Genomic DNA, 18,770 nt, shown 5'->3' on the forward strand with positions numbered 1-18,770 from the left:
GGCCGCGGACGGGCCTTATTTCTGCTTGTCCCGCACGTAAATGACCTCGCCAGACTTGAGCCTGTAGGCGGTTCCCAGACGCTCCCCTTCGCCGCTTTTGCTGGCTTTGCTTTCCTGAAAACGCTCCACCTTCATCCGCGTGGCATCAATGGTCTCGGTGATGGGAGACTTTTCCGCCTGGGCATCCGTGGTGGCGGAAGGAGCCGGTTTCGGGAGGTTGAAATAGCTCACCACCGCCAGGAGCAGTGCTGCGGCAAAGGCAATCCACACATCAAACAGATTGATGAGCCCGGCGGCGGGATCGTCGCCCTCGGAATCGTCCCAGAGGCGCTTTTTCATGGCATGGCGGGCTTGTTTGCCGAGACAAAAAGATGCTCCAGGGTACTGAGGTCCCGCTGATACCAGTTTTTGCGCACCAGGTTCATCGTGTAAGAGCAGCAGCCCAGAAGCACCCCCACCACTGTGGCCGTGAAAGCGACCACGAGGTTGCTGGAAAGCGTGGCCAGGTCTCCCGAGGCCAGCCCTGTAAGCGCGGGTCCCAGCGGGATTAAAGTGCCCATGAGACCGAGCATGGGGGCGATGCGCGTCATCCAGGTCAGGCGGGAAAGCGCCGCCGCTGTCTCGATTTCCAGATCCACCAGACAGTGCTCCAGCTCTCCTGCTCCGCCCCACTGCCCCAGCAGCTGGTGCAGCCGCACAGGCAGGCCGCTTCTCGCAGTGCTCAGAATCTGCAGCATCCTCACCTGATCCCCGCCCTCCACATGTGTACGACGGAGAGCCGCCAGGATTTTCCATGTATCGCCTCGGGCGCTCCATTCACGCAGGAGTCCTCCCAGCAGCATGGCGCTCCACGCCACGAGAATGACAATGGCCGCGAGGGTAGGCAGCAGCACCGCCTCGGAAATCAGAGATAAGAGTTGTTCGAGCAGCTTCATCAGGCAGAGCCGGCTCGTTTGAAAAAGCCGGCCAGAATCAAAAGCACAGCTATCGCGGCGATCAACCAGGCGAATCCATTCCACATCGGCTGCAGCACAGTTCCCTCATGCTTTGCTTCAGGCTCTGCCGCCGCCTGGGCCGCCTGCTGCAGTTGTGTCCCGCTGACCTTCTCCACCGCCGCTGGCGGAGGCTCGGCGCTCTGCTGCAGCCTGGTGCGCATCTCCTGCGCCAGCGCGGCGCCCTCCTGGTCTCCCGGGGCGGTGAGCCTGGCATTCACAAAGTCCGCCATCCGCGTGTTTCCACCGCTCACGAGGCCGCCGGAGTCCCCGTGTGCATTGAGCGAGCGCGCATACATCTCCGCCAGAGCACGCACCTGCTCCGGCGTGGCCTTCCAGAGATCCTTGCGCGCGGCCTCGATCAGCGTGGCGCTGATCTCCTGCATGGCGTGCGGGGACACGCGCTCGAACCACTCCGCCAGTCCGAGGTTGTGCTTGTCCTTCACCAGCACGTCATAGACTTCGTCCCAAGTCTCCTGGGTGATGCTCTCCCGGCGCGTCACTGACCAGCCAAAGGTGTTTTTCACCAGCTCGGCCACGTGTCCTGCACCCGCATAGTCATGCGCCTTCATGCCCTCCAGCCAGCGGCGGTTGAGCAGCTCGGATTTCAGGTTTGAAGCCAGCACCTCCTCGAAATCCCGCACGCGTGCGCCGCCGGGATCACGCACATCCGAAATGACTGCGGCAGGCGACTTCCCGGTGACCTTTTTCACCGCCATGCTCAGGCCGCCAAGATATTCATAGGCGTGGTGATTGGAAAGCTGGCTGGTCATGTTCGAAGCCCACACACGCAGCACGGTGTCCGTGTTTTGCAGCGCTTCTTCATAGAGTCCGTCCACCTTCTCCCCCCAGGTGTCCTGGGTATAGACAAAACTCATGTTGTCCGTGTACACATCGGTGATCTCATCGTCCTTGTCCCACACTCCCGAGCGTGGCACCAGGTAGAGGATGTGTGTGCCGCTCATGTTCCCTGGCTTGGTGCCAAAGATGCGCGCAGCGGCATACTGCTCCGCGCGCGCACCGGAGAAGCCGCGCTTCAACAGGCGCTCTTTGGTGGCAGCCACAGCGTCACGCACCGGATTCTCTGTTTCTGGCGCCGAGGCGGCCAGGCGCACCGCCTTGTCCAGCAGCGCCACGCGCGTGGGGAAGTTCTCCTTGTACTGCCCCCCCATGGCGATGAACACCTCCACGCGCGGCCGTTTCAGTTCCTCTGCCGGGATCAGCTCCACATCGATCACCAGATTATTCTGGTTCCAGATCGGCCGCACTCCCAGCAGGGCCAGGATCTGCCCCTCCATGACGCCAAAGTCGCGCATGGTTTCCATCCCATTGAGGTCCATGGCGATCTTCTTTGGCTTCCGTGTGCGAAGCAGTTCATCGACCAGCTTGCGCGCGGTTTCCCACGCAGGGCGGGTGGGAATCTCCTCGGGGTTCAAGGAGTACAAATTGCGCCCGCCGGGAGCCGTGGCCGGGTTGCGAATAGGGTCCGGTCCGGGTCCGGGCTCCAGGTAGTGGCCGCTCAGTGCGCTGACGAGCCCCGCGTGCTCCTTGCCGGCATCCAGCAGCCGCGCCCGCACATCACGCGCAAACTCCACGTCTTTCTCCAGATCCGTCGTCATGCGTATGTCCGAAGGCGGCGCGCCATTCAGCGCCGCGCCCAGAAAGGTCGCCGCGGCGGCGCGATCCTGCTGCTTGTGCTCCAGCCCTGCCCGGTGAATGCCACGCGTGGCGGCAAGATGATCCAGCAGCGGCTCGCCTAAGATCTGCGTCAGATACGGGACCATCTCGTCTTCATGCGGCCCCTCCCCCAGCACATGCAGCCGCAGGGGCGTGCGCGACTCCAGCAGGTTGTGGAGATGCTCGTCCAGTCGCGTCACAGCGGCATCATCCAGCACCGCGGCCGTCTCCGCTTCCGCACCGTGCAGGCGTGCGTCCCGCGCCTGCTGGGTGATGCGCTTACGGTACTCCTCTTTCAGCAGGCCGTCCTCCAGCGTCCGGAACTTGTGGATGTCCTCATGCAGGTTTTTGAATTCTCCATCCAGCCCCGCAGCCAGCGTGGGTGGCGGCATGTGGTCCACCAAGGCTGCGTAGGAGCGCCGGCGCGCGAGGGTGGCCTCCCCCAGATTGTCCGTGATCCACAGATCCACCACCGGCAGGTGGCCCGTGCAGATGTCGCTCCAGCAGTCCTTCGAAAGTCCGGCCTCCTTGCCGGGCAGCAGTTCCAGCGTGCCGTGTGTGCCCCAGTGTACAATGGCATCTGCATGATGCTCTTGTTCCAGCCACCAATAGAAGGCCAGGTAGTTGTGAGGCGGCGGCACGTCCCGGTTGTGCAGCAGGTTTTCGTCCTGCTTTTCGCCACGTTCCGGCTGCGGCATGAGCACCAGGTTTCCCATCTCCAGGCGCGGCAGCACAATGTGCGGCTCACCATTGCGCTTCACCACCATGATGCGGCCGGGCGGCGGACCGAATTTTTCCACCACCACTTTTCGCAGTGGCTCGCTCAGTTTGGCCTGAAACCATTGCTCATACTGGTGCAGCGGCACGAGCACGGGCTGGGATTCATCCACCAGCTTCTCCAGATCTCCCTGGGCCCAGGGGCCAATATTGCGCCCGCCACGCTTCATCGCCGCAATGAGCGCCGCCGAGTCTGCGGGCGTGTCCTTGAGCGTGAAGCCCGCCTCCTTCATCCGCGGCAGAAAGCGCATGAAACTTTCAGGTGCGTCCAGAAAGCCGCCGGTGGGGCTGCCACGCATGAGGTCATCCTGTCCCAGCCCCTTGTTGTAGTAAATCAGCGCGATCTTCTTCTCCGCGTTGCTCTTGCGGCGCAGCGAGGCCCAGCGTGCCGCACGCGCGGCAAAGGCCTCGATACGATCCGGGATCGGCTCATGCAGGCGGAAGCCCTGGATGCTCTCTTTCAAGCCGCCCACCACCACGGGTTCAATGGTGCCCCAGGACTCCTGCAGCGCCATGAACATGCCCACATCCCGGTGCGAAAGCCCCCGCGGATCCTTCAGCCACTCTTCATTCGTGGTGGCGAGCATGGAAATGGGACGCAGATACGGCGCATTGAGCTCCTTCAGCAGCAGCGTGCTCTGCCACATGGCGCCGTGCCGGTCCTCGATCAGAATCGTGGGACTGGCGGCACGCACGAGTTGCGTCACCTGCAGTTCACGGTCTCCAAACACAGGCACGACATTCATCCCCTGCTTTTCCAGCGCCGCAATCTGCGCATCAATCACCTTTAGATCATGCGTGATCCAGAACGACTGCTGCAGAATCAGCACGGCCACGGAAGCCCCCTCCACCCAGCGTTTCTTCTCCCGCTTAAAACCGATGAACTCGCGAATGTCCGCGAAGGACTCCTCACGCGCCGGGTCATAGTAGCCCGCGTCAGGAATGAGCACCGGCGGCTCAATCTCCCCCGGCTGGCCGCAGTACTTCACCATGCAGTAGCGGATGAGCCGCCGCACATTCACCGTCCCATTGGGTCGCCAGTAGGCGGGCACCGCTTCGTCCTTCAGCAGCAGCCCCGCCTTCTCCAGGTCCATCTGGCTGCCGCGCGCATCCAGAGGAATCACACGCTGCCCAGGGTTCAGTTCCCGGGCCTCCTTCAGCCTCTGCGTCAATGCGGGAGCCTGCTCCGCCTCCAGGTTCAGCACAAACACCAGCCGGTAGCGCGCGGCCCGCTCAGCCTTTTGTGTCTCGTTGAAGTTCTGCCCGCGGAAAAACGAAGCCTTGATGCCGTTTTCACGGCATGCGGCCTCCACCTGCGGCATGGAGCGGTCCCAGACGCCGATGAAGGCCCAGTCCAGCGGCTCCGCCGCATGCAGCCGCCCCGCCAGCAGCAGACAGCCGGCCACCCACTTCAGGAAACAGCGCATGGTTGGTGAAAGTCGTTTAGATTCAGAAAGTGAGGCGACCGCCGACCACCACATTGAAGCCCGCGGCCTGACGCTGCTGCTGGGAATAGGCCTGCCGGTATTTCGTGTCGAAGACATTGTTCAGATTCAGCGTGAGTGTAAAAGAGTTGCTGCCGCGCTCCCAGACCTTCACCCCGGCGCGGATGTTCGTCACGAAAAAACCCGAGATTTGGAAGTTGGAGTTGATCGCGGGATTGTTCGTGGTGTTCGGAGAGCCGTATGCCGGATCCACGGAGAAGCCGGCGTCGATTTCATCGCTTGGATTGTGGCGGATCAGCGGGCCGGCCCAAAGCTCGGAAAGCTCCACCCAGTAACGCTTTTCGTCAGACTCGAAGCGTATGCCAAAGTTCCCATACAACGGGGGGATGAAGCGCAGCGGCACGTTCTGCGACTGGTTCTGCCCGTAGGTCCACGTGGTGTTGTTAAACACCGAGAAATGCTGGTCCAGATCGTAGTTCAGCGCCAGCTCCACCCCGGTGATGTATCCCTTCGCAGAGTTCGCATTGCGCGTGGCGGTGTACGTCACCCCGCCGATCACCACCGTTCCAGAGGTGGTGGAGGTGATGATGTCAGAGAGCTTGGTCAGGTAACCGGTGATCGAGCCCTTGAACTTTTCCGTGTGCACCCGCGCTGCGAGCTCATACGTGATGCTCCTTTCCGGATTGATCGTGGTGCTGGGCAGCGAGGCGGTCAGGCTGGAGAATACGGGCGTGCCCGCGCTGAGCAGGTCGCTGTAAGTCGGGGTGCGATAGCCTGTGGCCACGTTGGCCACCAGGTCAAAGGACTTCGTCGCCTGATAAACCGCACCCACGTTCCAGGTCACCGCGTTCCAATACTTGTTCGCCATCAGATCACTCAGCGTGTAGCCGGCGCCGGGGATCACGTCCATCAGCTCCGGGTTTGAATGCAGATGCGTGTTCTCATAGCGGGCGCCCACATTCATCAGCAGCTTGTCCGTGGGCTTGAAGTCAAGCGTCACGAAGGTGTCAAAGACGGCGTAGGTGCCGTCCGGTGTGATGCCGGCAGGCTGGGAAACCGTGGTGACGCCCGTTGAAATAACTCTGGAATTCAGCATCTGCGAGGAGGAGAGATTCTCGTGGCGGTAATCCATGCCAATGACCAGCCGGGTGTTCTCCCCCCAGGTGGCGGCGTTCTGAATGCCCACGCCCCAGACATCCTGATCCGAGTTGGTGATGGTGTTGTTAAACAGGGTGGAGGTCTGCACCCGGCGCTCGCGCAACTGGTCGTAGTATTGGTAGTAACCGTAAACTTTCAGCTCCTTGCTGAGGAAACCCAGGTCTTCGGCCGTGTAGTCCATCTTCACAATGCCGCGGCGCTCCAGGGGGCTGTAGATGCGCGGCACTCCGTTGGCGTTAAGCTGAGACTGCACGTAGCTCTTCACATCGGTGCGCTCATTGCCCACCCAGGACAGCCGGAAGATGTGGCCTTTGACGGGCTGATAGGCCAGGTTTGCATACCCCCCGCTGGCATGAAACCCCGTGGGCTGCAACGGCCCCGTTGAGGTGTGGTAATTGCCCACATCCTGCGCGGACCAGCCGGCGGAAAAGGCCCACTCCTTGTTGCTCGCGTGCACATTGGCCGCATTGGTGAATTCCGAGTTGTTGCTGCCGTAGCGCGAATACACATCTCCCCCCACGTTCAGGCTCTCAGAAAACTCACCGCGCTTGGAGAAGACGTTGATCACGCCGCCGATGGCGTCGCTGCCATACTGCACGGAGCCGGCGCCCCGCACCACTTCCATGCGGCCCATGGCATCAATGGGGAACTGATTGAAGAAGGGATTGGGCCCGGAGAAAATCGCGCCGTTGTTGATGCGGATGCCGTCCCACAGATACACCAGCTTGTTGCCCATCTGACCGCGAATGACAGGGGAGCCCTGCGCCGCCACCTGGTTTACCCAGACTCCTGGCTGCTCCTGCAGCATTTCAGAGGGTGTGGTGGCCTGAAAGCGCTCAATGCGCTTCTGCTCAACCACATTCGTGGATTGCGGCACTTTCTTTTGATCTGTGGCGGTGCGGGACGCCGTGATGACGACGGTGGGAAGCTCCTCGGACTCGCCCTCCTTTTGAGACGGCGGTTTTTGGGCCATAAGCACTTGTGAGCTCAGCAAGAAAGCAAGGCAAAGCCCTGAAAAGCGGGGAGATAAAACAATCATTGAGAGCGCTTTGGCATACACCCGCTGTCTTTAGCAACAGGCTTTGCCACCAGGAGTCCAAAAAATACAGGAAGGGACAAAATTTGTTCATTCTTCGCCCCCCCTCTTATCCGGCCTCTCCTGACATTTGCCTCCGGGAGTAACCTTAGCGCTCCGTGGTTCTTCGAGAGCGATTATTCGTTGGGACAACCCCCTTATCACTATGAAAATCAAATCGCTCATCCCTGCCATGGCGGCGTTCGCGTTCGCAGTGGCAGCCCACGCGCAAAGCGACCCCTCCGTCGGCGGTTCATTTGGCACCTCCTTTGACCACACCGTTCCCGCCGATCTCAACGCCGTTTCTCAGAGCCCGGATCCTTACCGGTTCGACACGACCAACGTTCAAACCCACCGCAGCTTCTGGGACAAGATGACGGGCCGGAACCGCAGCATGCCCTCCTCTGCTCCTAGCAGGTCAGACCACAGCCGCAGTTGGTTTCATCGGTCAGGCGGTCAACACACCGGCTGGTTCAGTTCCCACACATCTCAGAGCAGAACCGATCAAACCAAACCCACCGCAAACCCCAGGAAAGGTGGCTGGCACCTCCCCTGGTTCCACCGACGTTAGCCGTTCCACCTCCACCCGCCCGGCTTGAGAGCCGGGTGGGTCCGCCGGAGGCGGAAACATATCAATGCTCGGAGCGATCATTGCGCACGATCTGCCAGGCCAGCACAAGACCACCGCCCGCCGCCAGGAAAAAGAGGAGCATGGCCAGGCCTGGATAGCCAAAAACACGGAATGAGGTCTCCACTCGCATCAGCAGCGCTGCTCCCACGATGAGGGAGGCCAGAATGAGCCCAAGGGTGATGCGGTTGGCGATTTTTTGCAGGGTGGTGACAATGAGGTTCTCGTTGAAGGTGTCCACCTTGATCCGCATCTTGTTGGCGGAAAGCAGGTCCATCAATTGATTGAGACGAGACGGAAGTTTTTCGAGGAACTCCTTCGCCTCCAGCACGAGGCCGAAGAGATTTCCGGAAGAGAAGCTCTTGAGCGCCTGCTCATGCATGATCTTCGCCGCATTCCGGCGGACAGATTCATTGGGATCGAAGGCAGGAGCGAGCGTGCGGCCGACGAGATCCAGATTGAGCAACGTCTTGCCCAGCAGGGTGAATTCAGGCGGCACCCGCAAATGGCAGTCCCCGGCGATTCTCTGCACCTCCAGCACCACGCGGCCGATCTGGAGGTCGTTCAGGTTCGCTGTCCGGTGCTGGCTTACGAGGTCAGCAATGTTCCGCTTGAAGGCCAGGGAATCGTAATCCTCAAAGGGCTCGCCCATGCTCTCCGCCACTTTCGCGGCCTGATCGCCATTTCCCTCGCTGATCCCCAGCAGCAGTTTCAGCAGAAGGGCCTGCATGTTGCGCCCCATCCTTCCGACCATTCCGAGATCCAGCAGGGCGATCCGATGATCGTCCGTCAAAAAGATATTCCCGGGATGCGGATCGGCATGAAAGACACCCACCACCAGGATCTGATGCAGATAGGCCTGGAACAACTCTTCAGCCAGGGCGTCCCCGTCAATATCCACCCGGATGAGCGGGCTGAACTTGGTGATCTTTTGCCCCGTGACATGCTCCATCGTCAGAACACGCCCCGTGGAATAATCCTCCACCGGCGCGGGGATAAGAATGTGCTCGAAGCCAGCCAGATGCTCACGCATCAAGGTGAGGTTCGTGGCCTCCAGACGGTAGTCGAGCTCCCGCAGCAAAGACTTCCGCAGCTCCTCGACGATCTGGACCAGACCATACCTCCGGCCCATCTCCGTGTGTGCTTCCAAAAACGCCGCGAGCTCAGCCATGGCATCCAGATCCTCCGCCACGTTTTGCCTCGCGTCCGGGCGCTGCACCTTCACCACCACGTGCTGCCCGCTGCGCAGCACCGCACGATGCACCTGCCCCAGCGAAGCGGCGGCGATGGGCTCGGGATCGAATTCACTGAACGCCTTCGACAGGCGCGCTCCCACCTCCATCGAGACGATGGCCTGCACCTGTTCAAACGAGAAGGGCTCCACGTGATCCTGCAGCCGTGAGAGCGCATCCATGTAGCCCTGCGGCACAAAGTCCGACCGTGTGGAAAGCAGTTGAGCCAGCTTGATGTAAGTGGGGCCGAGTTTCTCCACGTCGCTGGCCAGCTCCCGCGCCTCGATAGGCACCGGTGGCGTGGACACATAGGGCAGCGGGTCATCGATCACCGGCGCATTTTTGACAAGGTCTCCGTGCCCATACTTGTAGAACAGCATGAGCAGGTCTCGGTAGCGCTTCAAATTGGCAGGTTTCAGGGAAAGACTCATGGGTGCGGAAACTTGGATGAGGGTCTCATCATCCTATCGGAGCAGACCCGGCTTTTAAGCGTGGAAATCGCACAGAAGAGCGAGAGTCAACGAGCCGACCGTGAGCGGCCGCTGGCGCGGCGGGTGCCTGCTTCGTTTTTCTGCACGAAGAACTGGGCCACCCCGAGATCGAGCCGGGTGAAAATGAAGCGGGCCACCTTTTGCTTGAACCGCTGCCACCAGCCGGAGGGCTTTCGCCAGGAAACGGGCTGCACCTGCACGCTGTGCCCCAGGTCCCGCTGAAAGGTCAGGCGCGCCTGCTGCGCGAGGGCTGCGCTATGAATGCGCAGCATGATCTCAAAATTGATGGACAGGCTGCGCGGATCGAGATTGGCGGAACCGATGTAAACCAGGTCGTCCACAATGAGCACCTTGGCATGCAGCACCTGGGGCTGGTATTCATGAATCTGCGCCCTGCGTCGGTGAAAGCCGCCGTAAAGGGCACGCGCCGCCACCTGGATCAGCGGCACATCGCTCCTGCCTGGGAGCAAAAGGCGGAAGCTGCGCGCGACCCTGGCGGCACGCAGCAGCATCTTTTTAACTCGTCCCACCGGCAGAAAATACGCCATGGTGATCGAAACGTCCCGCGCATGCAGCAGGTCCGCGCGCAGGGCATTCTGAAAGACTCCCTGGTGCAGCCCCGGACGCGTGAGCAGAAGGGACACATGCTCACCGGCTCTCACCCAGCCGCTGCGCGCTTTTTTTCGCTCGCGCCATATCTTGTTTCCCGCTATTTCGACCTGGGTGGCAAAGGATTCCATGAGGGACTTCACCACCGGGCCCGTGACAGCGACTCCGCCATCTCTCCAGCCTTCGCTCACACCATCACCCGCATATTCCGGAGCCACATTGCACCCGCCGACGAATGCGTGGGTCTCGTCCACCACCAGCAGTTTGCGGTGATCCCGGAACACCCAGAAACGCCAGCGCACCGGATTGAACCAGATGATCTTCCCGCCGAGCGCTGCAAGCTCGCCGAAGTAGTTCCTCGGGAGCCCCCAGCATCCCACATCGTCCAGCATCACCGTCACCTGCACTCCGCGGCGCGCGGCATCCGTCAGGATCTCGCGGAAACGTTCGCCCACGGGCGAAGCGCGGAAGATGTACTGCTCCAGGCAGATGCTGGACTGCGCCGCGGCCATGGCGGCCAGTTCAGCCTCCAGGAACTCCCTCCCCGTGTCATACCAGTGAATGGCATGACCGTCCGGTGTGGTGAAGGGCGGGTGAGGATTCGCGTGCATGCTGGATCAAGACAAACATCATGGATGTTTTCACGTCAGACAAGCCTGCTCTCAATAACCTCCCGCGCCTCCTTGAGCGAAGTCACGACCCACGTGGCCCCGGCCTCACGCAGCGGCTTGGGGTCCAGCTCATGCTCGGGCAGCGCCCACCGGCAGACGAGAATCTTGAGATCGGGCAATTTGCCGCGCAGTCTGCGACAGAGGGTTTTGGCGCCCAGCTCCGCCCGCAGAGGCATGGCGCTGATGCACACCATGGCGGGCTTTTTCATCTCCAGCTCGGTCACCAGCTCCCCCACGAGACGAGGCTCGGCACTCACCTCCATTGCCACGGTCGCTGGCAGCAGCGCAGCCAGCATCTCCAATGCCAGCGCATCCGCCTCCCCATGCAGGGCGCGTCCGTAAACCTGCAGGAGCGGCTGCGCCTCCACTGGGGCTTTCCCTCCATCCGTGGTGGCCACGGCATTGCCCTTGCCATCCTGCACTGCCGCCACGGCTGAGCGCATGCTTTGATAAATCTCAGCCGCCTCCTCATCATCGAGCTTGCCCAGCACTTCTTCCCGCCGCGTCAGCACCAGAGCAGGCAGCGCGATGCCCTCCATGGCTGTTCCCAGGTCCGTCTGCCGGATTGTGTCTTCGAGCAAGGTGTGCGCCACCTCCTCATTGCCGGCCAGCTGGTACTGGTAATAGCTCAAATGTGGCTGTGGCAGCGGGTTCTCTCCCATGAGGATGTCCACCCACTCCAGCGAAGGGGCGTGCTTGCAGAACACCACGATGCACACCGTGAGAGGCGTGGCGAGCACCAGTCCCACGCCTCCCCAGAGCCACGTCCAGAAGGCGATGGCAAGCAGGAGAGCAAAATCAGAAAGCCCCACGCTGTGGCCGTAGAGCATGGGCTCCAGAAACATGTTCGTGAGGAGCTCCAGCGTGATGATGAAAGCAACGACTGTCAGCGGCCGCGTCCACCCGTCAAAGATGGCCAGGCTCAGGCCGAAAAGCAGTGTGGTGACGATCCACGAGCCCGCATACGGAATAAAGCGGGACACCGCCGCCAGCACGCCCCAGAGCAAAACGTATGGCAGCCCGATCAAAGCCAGACCGATGCCGAGCACGAAACCATAGATGGCATTCACCGTGCTCTGCATGAGCAGATAGCGGCTGATGCGGTCTCCAGACTCGTCGATCGCCTTCGTCGTAAGCGTGAGCCGCCCGTAGCCCACCAGCCGGGCCACGCGCTGATTGATGTCATTCAGCCGCAGAAGCATGAAGACGACGAACAAGATCACCACCGCCGCCATTCCCAGCGCCTGCGCCAGAGTGGAGATCACCATGTTCAGCGCCTTCATCAGCGCAGACTCGCCGCTCAACGCCGAGGCGGTGGCTCGGGGAGCGGCGGGCGCGGCCGGGGCCGGGGCCGGGGCCGCGGCCGACTTCCCGGAAGAATCTGCCGCTGCTGTGGACGACTGGCTTACGTCCCCCACCATCTGGCGCAGACGATGAATGAGCGGGGTGTCCCCGATCTTCTGTAAAGAGGTGATGCGCCTCTGAATGTTCTGCTGATGATTTGGCAGATCACTGGCCAGGCTGGCCAGTTCCCCGCCCAGCAGCCAGGCCACCAGCGCCAGGGTGGAAAAGCAGACCACCGTCACCGTGGCCACACTCAAAACCCTCGGCACGCCCCAGCGGCAGAGCCGCTTGACAAGCGGATTGAGGAGAAAGGTAAACAGGGATGCGAGCGCGAAAGGCACCAATACTTCCCGTCCCAAATAGAGCGCAGCGATGGCCAGCAGCGCACCAAACCACTTCAGAAAATGCGACAGCGTACGGTTGAAAGTTTCCATGACGGTTTTTCGCTGGGGGCCGCGCGGATGATTTTTTTTTAACCAGGCTTATCTCGCCACCACCGGTTCTGGATGGTCTGCGCAGCTCCGTCCTGGCAGCTCTTCCTGCTGGCTCACACGACTCCGAAAATAAGACCGCCTATTTCCCTTTGGACTTGATCAGCATGAAAATGCCGCCCACCAGCAAGACACCGCCGATGACCGGCGGAAGATACACATAATGCTGCTTTTCAGCAGTCACCTGGATGGGCCCCAGATCAATGGCCTTCTCGCGGGTGGTGTATGTGAAGCCTTGATAGGCGAGCATGGCTGCGCCGATAACGATGAGCACGATGGCGATGACGGAAGGTTTCATGAGGGTGAAAGGTTTTGAAATGAAATGTGCAATAAACAGACACCGCAGGTCCCGCCTCCCGAAAAAGTTAAAGAGCCGTCATTTCCCGGCAGGGAGCGGCCATCAGGACGGAGGGCATGAAAGCGTTGTTGTAAAACCTGGCCGGCTTCATCAACAACGCTCTCGAAGGTCCTGCCGCGGACTAGCGGGCGGCATGTTCAATGTGGCCGCCCACGTGTTCGATATCCTGGCCGAAGCCACGGACCGTGCGGCAGCTGGTGCCCACAAGAGTCCACGAGATGGACACCAGGGCGGCAACGAAGAGATGTTTCAAGGATGTTTTCATAGGTGTATGGTTTGTTGGCAGTTGTTTCATCGAAAATGACGACAGGCTGGACAGCGCCTCCGTGCGTGGGGCGCCTGCACAGGCACCATCATTTTTTCTCCGCATCGATTTTGGCCTTCGCCGCGGCGGCATCCGCTTCGGCCTTCTTCTTTTCCGCATCGAGCTGGGCCTGATCAGCGGCCTGTTTGGCCTCGATGTTGGCCTTTTCGACCTTGGCGTTGATATCCGCCTGTTTCTTGGCCTCCTTCGCATTGGCATCCACCGCATCTTTTTGATGCTCGATGGCGGTCTTGGTCGCGTCTGTCTGCGCATCGATCGCTTGTTTCTGCTTGTTGCAGCTCACGCTGGCAAATGTTGCGCACGTTAGAATGGCTAATAGGATGTGTTTCATAGTATCAGGGTTGGACATTAGGGCATCGTCAGTCATGAAGCAGGCGGATGGGTGAAGTTTTCAACCCAGTGCTGTCATCTCGATGCCTACTGAGGCGGACACCTTCCGGCCCATCCATCTCTGGCGTGTACGCCCGTCCATGACTCCCGACATCTGCGATAACGAGGTATGAAACAGTGCGCCAGGTGCCTGCTGATGCTCACCAAAACGACTCTGCTCATGGCCCTCTGCGGACTGGCCGGGTGCGCCCCGCGCTGCCCCATCTATCAGGGACGGTGCCCTTCCTGGCTCGCTCTCTTTTCGAAGCGCTGCCCTTGCCCTCAACCGCTCCCCACGCAGCGCATCGTCATCAGTGTGGAAGAACAAACGATGGTGACCTTTGAAGACAGCAGGCCAAAGAAGCGCTATGCGGTCAGTACCTCGCGTTTTGGTGTCGGGGACAAGCTCCACTCCTGCCTCACTCCCCTGGGCCACCTCGAAGTCACGGAGATCATTGGCGACGGCCTGCCCAAGGGCGCCCTGCTGCGGGGGCGCCAGCCTACAGGGGAGATTCTCCGTCCAAACACACCCGGGTATGATGCCATCGTGACCCGCATCCTCCGTCTGCGCGGCACAGAGCCGCGCAACGCACGGGCCATGCAGCGCTGCATCTACATTCATGGCACGACCGCCGAGAAGTGCCTGAAAACCGCCGTGTCGTGGGGCTGTATCCGCATGGGGTCACGGGACATCATTCATCTGTGCCGCTGGGTGAAGCCAGGGACGCGGGTGGACATCGTTCCCGGAAAACTGCCGCCACCGGAGATGCTGCCGCCTTAAGCCGCCTGGAATATGTGAGGGGCTTTCATTATCTTGCAGCCGCTTTGGGCTCGCGCGGCGATCTGAGCTTTGATTCCCACCCCCTGTCACCATGGCTTTTCTTGGAATGCTTATCATTGGGCTCTTAGTCGGAGCAGTCGCCAAGTTCCTCACTCCTGGCAGAGATCCTGGCGGCTGCCTGGTGACCATGCTTCTGGGGGTGGTCGGCTCCATGCTCGCCGGTTTTCTAGGCCGCTCCGCCGGCTGGTATGCGGAAGGGGAGCCTGTGGGATTTCTTGCGTCAGTCGGCGGCGCCATCCTGATACTTCTGATCTTCCGGCTGATCAAAGGACGTTCCTGATGCGGGTCACTTCATCAGTTTCGACAGCGCGCGGATGACCATGGGGGAAACCTCCAGCAACTTTTGCTCCGCCGGGATCACGTGATTGACCAGCTCCGTCATCCACTCGCGCGATGCTTTGACTTTAACGATCTGCAGCAGCGTGGGGCCTGCCACATGATAGTGGACCTTCAGCTCCACTGGTGCCGTTTCTCCATGGAGTTCGAGCACCATGAAGATCTCTTCGGCCACACTGTCCACCTTAAGTTCCGTCACACGGCCTAGTTTCTTGAGGTGGTAATGGTTGGCAAACCATCTGGCCACCTGTTGCAGGGCCGTGTCTTTAAGCTTGTTGGCGAAGGCATTGAGGATCATGCCTATGAATCGTCGGCGCGCCGTCAGTCTGGCCGCATGCAAATGACTCTCCCTTCTGCCGCCCGTTCGCCTCAGATTCAACCGATGGCATACGACCATGTCACGCCGCCAGGGCGTAATGATTGAAAACAAAAGGAGCCGCCATGTTGTCCTGGGCCATCACTTTTCTCGTCATCGCTCTCATCGCAGGCGTTCTCGGCTTCGGCGGAATCGCCGGCGCCGCCTCGGGGATCGCGCAAATCCTGTTCGCTCTGTTTCTCATCCTCTTTCTGTTGTCATTGCTGGTCGGGCGTCGCGCACCTCCGGTGTAAGAGTATCGGAGTCGGTTCAGCCGCTGCTTTGGCCGGATGGGAAGAGAACCGCCAGTTTCAGGCAGGCACAAGTTCAGACAGCCGGGCGGAGCACTCCTCATGCGCAAAATCTTCCGCCACGTCTCTCAGCGGTTGATCCAGATCCTCTGGAATCCCCACACGCGTGATCATCCGGCGAAATTTGGAGGTGTGCGGATCTGCCTCAAGATGCGACACCGGCTCGATGCGAATGTCGAGATCCTGCCGCAGTCCTGTCAGAGCCAGGCGCTCCTCAAGCCGTCTCTGCGCCGCAATGAGGTCCGGCGTGGCTCCAGGCACGGGCTCCAGCCTGACCACGATGCTGTTTCGCGAAACCTGCTCCGCCTGCCATTCACGCACCTCGCGCCGATAATCGAAGGCATGCTGAAAAGGATATGCCGTCAGAGGTCGGAAACCAGCGGCTGTTTGAACCCAGAAGAAATCGGCGGCACGACCCACAATCTTTTCGATCCTTGGCATCAAGTTGCCGCATCCACACGGCTCGGTGGCCATGACAAGACGGTCGCCAATTTCGTATCGGATGAAGGGCTGGACGGTGTTCGCAAGATTGGTCATCAAGACTTTGCACCCGAGCTGGCCGGGCGGAACGGGCTGGTAGTTTTCATCCACCACCTCCAGGATGGCCCAGTCGGCATTCACATGCGCGCCGGAAGAGTTGGGACAGCCATTGGTGAGAAACATGCATTCGCCCGCGGCATAATTATCCATCAAAGGCACACGAAAGGCTTCCGTGATCCTGTGCCGCGCGGGCGCCGTCAGCGTCTCGCTCCAGGTGACCACCTGCCGCAGGTGTGGCAGACGAAACTGGTCTCTTTTCAATGACAGAAGGTCGAGCGTGGTCGGGGTGGCGCTGAGGACGTTGGGGCTGAAGTCATTGATTTTTTTGACGAGCTCAGGATCCGTCGCCGGGATAAACAGAAACTGCATGTACACGTGCATGTACTCCGGCAGCCGCTTCCAGATCCACGCCGATGGGAAAAAGCCCTGCTGATTGATGATCACCGCCAGCCTGGCCGGCAGGCGCAGCATTCGCAGCGCATCAACGAAGCCCAGGAAACCTCCGCGGTGACCGTAGTGTCCGCGTGTCATTTGAAAGGCAAAGAGCAGATCCAGCACAAACTGATTCTGCACGATCAGGGTGGGCTGCCCCTGGCTTCCGGAAGTGTGCGAGACCGAGTACTTCCCGAGAAACGGCTCTTTGACGTTGCGAATGTCCTCAATGAACTCCTCCACCCTGGCGCGGGTCACCGCCGGATCAGTCACCACCTGGTCGAAATGGGTCATCATTTCCGCCTTGGTCATGACCGGAAGCTCCTCGAGCCTCGTGCTGCCTGGGTCGATGTGGCGGTATTTCTCCCGGTAGTAGGAGGAACGGACACGTGCCACCTGCAGCAGATGCTGCAGGCGCTGCTGCTGCTGTTCGCGCACGCGGATGGGGTTCATCCGCGTGGCACGAAACTGCACGCCAGTCCAGTAAGAGCGCTCAATGCACGACAGTAGATTGCTGCCCTTGGTGCCAGGGTTTGGGTGCGCCGGGTCTTTCATCTTGGAATGCGTTGGATACGTGGCTTGCAGGCACTGGCTCTGGATTCATCCACTGTGGCGGAGGCTGGAAGACCAAGCCGTCCGGTTACGGATGGTCGAGCACCTTGATGGACTCAGCCTGGTCATCCATATTCCCGAGACTGGAGGCGCTCGTGTTCGGACCGATGACCATGCTCTGATCCTTGTAGTCCTTGTCCTTGTAGAGCACCACCCAGCAGCCAGGGCCCGTTTGCAGGCTGCCGATCGTATTGTCCCAGTCACGCCCTTTCAGCCCCTTCAGAGAAGAGTAGGTCGAGGGGCCCTGGAGCTGCACCACTTCGCCGCGGAATCCCGAGTGTTCGTAGATGTTCACGTAGCAGTTGGGATTGTAGTAGCCTGGAGATGTGCTTGGCAGATGGTGGGCGCAGCTTGTCAGAGTGATGCCGACGAGGGCCAGAACAGCGGTATAATAAGATTTCATTGTCGTAGGGGGTTAGGTTTCCTTCAGTCACCAATCGGTTGATTCCCCGCACGCGGATGGAAAAAAAGTCTGCATACGCACCATCCCTCTTCTTTCGCAGGACGATTGATCCGGCCGCCCGTCCCCCGATTTACGAAACCATGGCATGCCGAGACAAGCCGCCATCGACCAGGCCCGCCGCGACCAGCGAGAGGGCAAATCAGCTTCAACCCAGGCTGGTGAATTCGTTCGGGAAGAGATCGATCTGATCCGCCGCGGCGCGCATGGCGTGCGCTCCACCAGGCAGGCCATCGCCATCGGGCTTTCCAAAGCACGCCGCGCCGGCGTGCCTCTGCCGCCTCCCAAGCCGGGCGCCGTCTCCGAAAAGACACGCCAGAAGGCTTTGAACGACTCCAGCAAAGCCAGGAAAGGCAACGCAAAACCTGTCTCCAAAAAACGCTCCCGCGCCACACTCGATGTCCTCCGGCGCGAAAGCAGCGAGCCCGCATCCAGGGCTGCGCTGGCGCGGCAGACACGTGCCGCCGCCCGCAAACGGTCTCCCGCAGAACGTTCGGCGGCTGCCAGAAAAGCAGCCCGCACCCGCGCGGCACACTCCCGTTGATCGCGAGCCATTGCAATTTTCTCACGTTCCCAAATTCATCGCTATGAACACCGCCCCACCTCCCCAACCCGCCGAACAGCTTGTGCAACGCCTTGTCCACGACGCCGAAACAATGGCGCGGAACGAACCCGCCAAGGCCATGGCCGTGGCGATGGGCGTTGGCATGGTGCTCAATATCCTGCCCACCCGCTTTCTGGTGGCCAGCGTCACCGCGGTCACTCTCACCATGCTGCGCCCTGCTCTGCTGACTCTCGGCGTGGTCAAGGCCTTCGAACTTTGCAACTGCCCCAGCAAACCCCAAACACTGCCATGAACGATCCCTCAGTCATTCCCCCCACGGACGAAGAAGCCCCTGTGACAGGCTCCCCGCACTCCTCCCCTCTCAGCCAGATCGAAGGCCTCATTCGTCGTCATCCTGTCGCTGCCGCCATGGCCACTGTCGGCTTTGGAGTCGCCGTCGGGATCGTCGCCCGCGAGTTCCTCGCTCCTCCCCCTTCCCCAAAGCATCGTGCAGTTCAACTGCTGGAGGACATCCAGCACCGGCTCGCGGAGCTGGCGGAACCTGCATACGACCGGGCCAGCCATCTCGCGGATGATGGCATCGACGCTGTGAAGCGTGGAGTCCATTCAATCAGCAGTTCCAGGCTGGGCAGCCGCCTCTGCCATCTCTTTTCGTGAGATTCTGCTGAGTCTGCAC

The 18,770-nt window shown here is 60.6% G+C and carries 19 protein-coding genes; 6 read left to right on the forward strand and 13 right to left on the reverse strand.

Going from position 1 to position 18,770, the window contains the following annotated elements:
• Window positions 1–15: 15 nt before the first annotated feature.
• From ACILSQ_RS27665 to ACILSQ_RS27710, 10 genes are all read right to left on the reverse strand, one after another.
• Window positions 16–339 (reverse strand): DUF2149 domain-containing protein, encoded by a 324-nt coding sequence (locus tag ACILSQ_RS27665; RefSeq protein ID WP_395746935.1) that lies wholly within the window; start codon window positions 337–339, stop codon window positions 16–18.
• Complete coding sequence (locus ACILSQ_RS27670; RefSeq protein ID WP_395746936.1) at window positions 336–935, reverse strand: MotA/TolQ/ExbB proton channel family protein; 600 nt, start codon at window positions 933–935, stop codon at window positions 336–338. The genes ACILSQ_RS27665 and ACILSQ_RS27670 overlap by 4 nt, the downstream gene beginning before the upstream one ends.
• Window positions 935–4,873 (reverse strand): cobaltochelatase subunit CobN, encoded by a 3,939-nt coding sequence (locus tag ACILSQ_RS27675; protein WP_395746937.1) that lies wholly within the window; start codon window positions 4,871–4,873, stop codon window positions 935–937. Before ACILSQ_RS27675 ends, ACILSQ_RS27670 begins: the two co-directional genes overlap by 1 nt.
• Window positions 4,874–4,895: 22 nt before the next feature.
• A complete protein-coding gene (locus tag ACILSQ_RS27680; RefSeq protein ID WP_395746938.1) occupies window positions 4,896–7,022 on the reverse strand; it encodes a TonB-dependent receptor plug domain-containing protein in 2,127 nt (708 codons plus the stop codon).
• A gap of 734 nt (window positions 7,023–7,756) precedes the next feature.
• Window positions 7,757–9,415, reverse strand: a complete 1,659-nt coding sequence (locus ACILSQ_RS27685) for an ABC1 kinase family protein (RefSeq protein ID WP_395746939.1) — start codon at window positions 9,413–9,415, stop codon at window positions 7,757–7,759.
• A gap of 86 nt (window positions 9,416–9,501) precedes the next feature.
• Window positions 9,502–10,695: a phosphatidylserine/phosphatidylglycerophosphate/cardiolipin synthase family protein gene (locus ACILSQ_RS27690; RefSeq protein ID WP_395746940.1), complete on the reverse strand. Its 1,194-nt coding sequence runs from the start codon at window positions 10,693–10,695 to the stop codon at window positions 9,502–9,504.
• Window positions 10,696–10,730: 35 nt separating this feature from the next.
• A complete protein-coding gene (locus ACILSQ_RS27695; protein ID WP_395746941.1) occupies window positions 10,731–12,533 on the reverse strand; it encodes an AI-2E family transporter in 1,803 nt (600 codons plus the stop codon).
• Window positions 12,534–12,672: 139 nt separating this feature from the next.
• Window positions 12,673–12,888, reverse strand: coding sequence for a DUF3185 domain-containing protein (locus ACILSQ_RS27700; protein ID WP_395746942.1), 216 nt, complete (start codon window positions 12,886–12,888; stop codon window positions 12,673–12,675).
• Window positions 12,889–13,069: 181 nt separating this feature from the next.
• Complete coding sequence (locus ACILSQ_RS27705; protein ID WP_395746943.1) at window positions 13,070–13,213, reverse strand: entericidin A/B family lipoprotein; 144 nt, start codon at window positions 13,211–13,213, stop codon at window positions 13,070–13,072.
• Window positions 13,214–13,301: 88 nt separating this feature from the next.
• Window positions 13,302–13,640: a hypothetical protein gene (locus ACILSQ_RS27710; RefSeq protein ID WP_395746944.1), complete on the reverse strand. Its 339-nt coding sequence runs from the start codon at window positions 13,638–13,640 to the stop codon at window positions 13,302–13,304.
• Between the two features lie 132 nt (window positions 13,641–13,772).
• On the opposite strand from ACILSQ_RS27710, the gene ACILSQ_RS27715 reads away from it, so the two are divergent.
• Both ACILSQ_RS27715 and ACILSQ_RS27720 read left to right on the forward strand, forming a co-directional pair.
• Entirely contained in the window at window positions 13,773–14,423 is a 651-nt protein-coding gene (locus ACILSQ_RS27715) for a L,D-transpeptidase family protein (RefSeq protein WP_395746945.1), read from the forward strand.
• A gap of 91 nt (window positions 14,424–14,514) precedes the next feature.
• A complete protein-coding gene (locus ACILSQ_RS27720; protein ID WP_395746946.1) occupies window positions 14,515–14,763 on the forward strand; it encodes a GlsB/YeaQ/YmgE family stress response membrane protein in 249 nt (82 codons plus the stop codon).
• A gap of 6 nt (window positions 14,764–14,769) precedes the next feature.
• Here the strand turns inward: ACILSQ_RS27720 and ACILSQ_RS27725 are convergent, their stop codons facing one another.
• Window positions 14,770–15,117 carry a hypothetical protein gene (locus tag ACILSQ_RS27725; protein ID WP_395746947.1) on the reverse strand — a complete coding sequence of 116 codons (348 nt, stop codon included), beginning with the start codon at window positions 15,115–15,117 and terminating at the stop codon, window positions 14,770–14,772.
• 143 nt (window positions 15,118–15,260) lie between these two features.
• On the opposite strand from ACILSQ_RS27725, the gene ACILSQ_RS27730 reads away from it, so the two are divergent.
• The gene (locus ACILSQ_RS27730; protein WP_395746948.1) at window positions 15,261–15,428 is read left to right on the forward strand and encodes a DUF1328 domain-containing protein; all 168 of its coding nucleotides are present in this window, start codon (window positions 15,261–15,263) and stop codon (window positions 15,426–15,428) included.
• Between the two features lie 57 nt (window positions 15,429–15,485).
• Here the strand turns inward: ACILSQ_RS27730 and ACILSQ_RS27735 are convergent, their stop codons facing one another.
• Window positions 15,486–16,910: a phenylacetate--CoA ligase family protein gene (locus tag ACILSQ_RS27735; protein WP_395746949.1), complete on the reverse strand. Its 1,425-nt coding sequence runs from the start codon at window positions 16,908–16,910 to the stop codon at window positions 15,486–15,488.
• Window positions 16,911–17,097: 187 nt separating this feature from the next.
• Window positions 17,098–17,472, reverse strand: coding sequence for a peptidase inhibitor family I36 protein (locus ACILSQ_RS27740; RefSeq protein WP_395746950.1), 375 nt, complete (start codon window positions 17,470–17,472; stop codon window positions 17,098–17,100).
• A gap of 145 nt (window positions 17,473–17,617) precedes the next feature.
• Here ACILSQ_RS27740 and ACILSQ_RS27745 point away from each other — a divergent pair, with 145 nt between their 5' ends.
• From ACILSQ_RS27745 to ACILSQ_RS27755, 3 genes are read left to right on the forward strand one after another with little or no spacing between them, the layout of a single operon-like run.
• Window positions 17,618–18,073, forward strand: coding sequence for a DUF6496 domain-containing protein (locus ACILSQ_RS27745; protein ID WP_395746951.1), 456 nt, complete (start codon window positions 17,618–17,620; stop codon window positions 18,071–18,073).
• Window positions 18,074–18,116: 43 nt separating this feature from the next.
• Window positions 18,117–18,386 carry a hypothetical protein gene (locus tag ACILSQ_RS27750; RefSeq protein ID WP_395746952.1) on the forward strand — a complete coding sequence of 90 codons (270 nt, stop codon included), beginning with the start codon at window positions 18,117–18,119 and terminating at the stop codon, window positions 18,384–18,386.
• On the forward strand, window positions 18,383–18,751 hold the full coding sequence (locus ACILSQ_RS27755; RefSeq protein WP_395746953.1) for a hypothetical protein: 369 nt from the start codon (window positions 18,383–18,385) through the stop codon (window positions 18,749–18,751). The genes ACILSQ_RS27750 and ACILSQ_RS27755 overlap by 4 nt, the downstream gene beginning before the upstream one ends.
• The last annotated feature ends 19 nt before the right edge of the window (window positions 18,752–18,770 follow it).

It is taken from the genome of Prosthecobacter sp. (assembly GCF_044227185.1).
In the GTDB taxonomy this organism is placed as follows: domain Bacteria; phylum Verrucomicrobiota; class Verrucomicrobiia; order Verrucomicrobiales; family Verrucomicrobiaceae; genus Prosthecobacter.